Origin of the sequence: Paraburkholderia bengalensis (genome assembly GCF_037126505.1) — a bacterium.
GTDB classification, from domain to species: domain Bacteria; phylum Pseudomonadota; class Gammaproteobacteria; order Burkholderiales; family Burkholderiaceae; genus Paraburkholderia; species Paraburkholderia bengalensis.
Genome location: NZ_JACFYJ010000217.1, coordinates 1 through 2,752, shown reverse-complemented (window position 1 = coordinate 2,752; position 2,752 = coordinate 1). Strand labels below are relative to the sequence as shown.

General features: G+C 66.3%; 3 protein-coding genes. 1 reads left to right on the top strand and 2 read right to left on the bottom strand.

Features of this window, described 5'->3' with window-relative positions; genetic code table 11:
- Positions 1 to 7: 7 nt before the first annotated feature.
- Both H3V53_RS42690 and ilvD read right to left on the bottom strand, forming a co-directional pair.
- On the bottom strand, positions 8 to 913 hold the full coding sequence (locus H3V53_RS42690) for an NAD(P)-dependent oxidoreductase (protein ID WP_336602968.1): 906 nt from the start codon (positions 911 to 913) through the stop codon (positions 8 to 10).
- Positions 910 to 2,637, bottom strand: coding sequence for a dihydroxy-acid dehydratase (gene ilvD, locus H3V53_RS42685; protein ID WP_336602969.1), 1,728 nt, complete (start codon positions 2,635 to 2,637; stop codon positions 910 to 912). The genes H3V53_RS42690 and ilvD overlap by 4 nt, the downstream gene beginning before the upstream one ends.
- On the opposite strand from ilvD, the gene H3V53_RS42680 reads away from it, so the two are divergent.
- Positions 2,560 to 2,752 (top strand): hypothetical protein (locus H3V53_RS42680; RefSeq protein WP_336602970.1); only part of this gene is annotated, 193 nt, incomplete at its 3' end. The genes ilvD and H3V53_RS42680 overlap by 78 nt on opposite strands.

Below are 2,752 nucleotides of genomic sequence, written 5' to 3'. Positions count from 1 at the left end.
CCGCGAATCATTCCACCGAGGCCAGCACGATCTGCGAGATATCGGCGTCCCCAAGGCCCTCCTTCACAGCACGCATCAACCAGTCGCGCACACGACTCGCGATGGGCAGCACGATTGCGCACTCCGTCGCAAACTCGTCGATGGCATGGAGATCCTTGAGCATGGTGCGTATCGAACCCGTCGGCTGCTGCGGCGGCACGACCATACGCGGCTGCAATGTTTGCAGCAGGACCGAATCCGCCCAGCCTCCCGCGAGCGCGGCGGGAATACGCGCCGTGTCGATGCCGCCGTGCTGCGCGAGAAGCGTGCCCTCCGCGATGGCCGCGATGGTGGTCATCACGATGATCTGGTTCACGAGCTTCGTCGCCTGGCCTGCGCCGCTCTCACCCATGCGCGTGACGCGCGCGGCGAAAGCGGCCAGCACGCGTTCGACGCCAGCGATTCGTTCCACTTGCCCGCCAGCCATCACGGCAAGCGTCCCGGCCGCCGCGCCCGCTACCCCGCCCGATACGGGTGCATCGATCCACGCACCGTCTTTTATCGCTGACTGCCAGCGATTCGCCAGCGAGCGCGCCTGCGACGGTGCAAGCGTCGAATGATCGACGATGGTGAGTGCCGCAGCTTCCCGCGCGGCTAACGCAAGACCATCCGTGCCGAATGCGACATCTTCGACGGCATTGCCGTCGGCGAGACATAGCAGGACGACGTCGGATCGCGCGGCCACGTCGCGCGGTGTCTCGCAAGCGACACACGATGTCGTCGCTGTTTCCCGCACGAACGCCCTCGCCTTGTCATGTGAACGATTCCAGACGGCTACACGATGCCCCGCTGCCACGAGACGCTGTGCCATCGGCCAACCCATCTTGCCGAGCCCGCAAAAGCCGACCCGTATCGATTCATCCGGCGCACTCACGCATCGTCTCCGTGCGTGGGCGCATCGTACGGCCATTCGAGCGCGCCCGAATGCGTCACCGCCCCAAGATTCGCGGGCCGCACCAGCGCCTCGTATTTTTCGAGCACACCCGCCAGCCGACGCGGCGCGCGCGGTGCCAACGCCACGCGACGGCACGCGAGCTCGTCGTCGCTGATCTGAACGTTCAGCGTGCGCGCGATGGCATCGATGACAATGCGGTCGCCGTCGCGCAGCAATGCAATCGGGCCACCCATCGCGGCCTCGGGTCCGACGTATCCGATGCACATGCCGCGCGTCGCGCCGGAAAAGCGGCCGTCCGTGAGCAACGCAACCTTTTCGCCCATGCCTTGCCCGTAAATCGCCGCCGTCACACTCAACATCTCGCGCATGCCCGGACCGCCCTTCGGCCCTTCGTTGCGGATTACGAGCACGTCGCCTTCGTTGTAGCGGCGGGCGGCGACCACGGCCATGCAGTCCTCTTCGCACTCGAAAATGCGCGCCCGCCCCTCGAAACGCAGCGATTTCAGACCCGCGATTTTCAGGCACGCGCCGTCCGGTGCGAGGTTGCCGCGCAAGATCACGAGGCCGCCGTTTTCTCCAAGCGGCGTATCGCAGGCGCGCACCACTTCGCCGTCGGGATCCGCGGCGTTCACGAGCACCTCGTCGAGCGTGCGTCCATCGAGCGTCAGCACGTCGCCGTGCAGATAGCCGCCTTTGAGCAGCGCCTTCAGTACGACGGGGACGCCGCCCGCATGATGCAGGTCCTGCGCGAGATAGCGTCCGCCCGGCTGCAGATCGCCGATCAACGGGATGCGGGCGAACACGCGTTCGACGTCGTCGAGCGTGAAGCGGATACCCGCCTCGTGCGCAATCGCGGGGATATGCAGTGCGGCATTGGTCGAGCCGCCCGTCGCTGCGACGGCAGCGCACGCGTTCTCCAGGCTCTTCATTGTGACGAGATCGCGCGGCAGCGGTCCGCCGTGCGTCAGCGTGTGCATCACCGTTTCGCCCGCGCGGCGCGCAATCGCAATGCGTTCGCTGTAGACAGCGGGCACCATCGCCGAACCGAGCGGCGCGAGACCGAGTGTCTCGGCCACCATCGCCATCGTGTTCGCGGTGAATTGCCCGGGACACGAACCGGCCGTCGGCGTGCAGCGTTGTTCGATGCCATCGAGTTGCGCTTGCGTGATATCGCCGCGTTGCGCCGTGCCGACGGCTTCGATCGCCGTCAGGATGGTCGCCTGCCGCTGCAGTCCGTGGCCCGCGCCACCGGGAAGCTGGCCGGGCGCAGTGCCCGGCAGCATCGCGCCACCGAACAGGAACACGCCCGGCACGTTCACACGCACCATGCCCATCAGGATGCCCGGCAGCGTCTTGTCGCATCCCGCGACGCCGACCAGCGCGTCGTAGGCGTGCGCGCGCACGAACAGCTCGACGCTGTCGGCGACCACCTCGCGCGAGACGAGGCTCATGCGCATGCCCTGATGATTCATCGACGTGCCGTCTGAAACGGAAATTGCCGAACCGCGGATCGGCACGCCACCGCCCGCCGCGATGCCGAGCCGCGCGTTATCGGATACCGCATTGAGCGACATTGAACACGGCGTGTTTTCGCCGAACGTGTCGACGATGGCGACGAAGGGCTTTTGCATCGATTCGTCGTCAAGACCGGTCGCGCGCAGAAACGCGCGATGCGGCGCGCGCGTGACGCCCTCGGTGACCATGCGCGAACGGTGTTTGCCAAGCGGCTTGTTGCTCTGAAAGTGGGACATGTCGCGTTGGTGTCAGTGGGTTCAGCCGTTGTTGAGCAACAGGCCATTTTCAGCGGCGATGACCTGC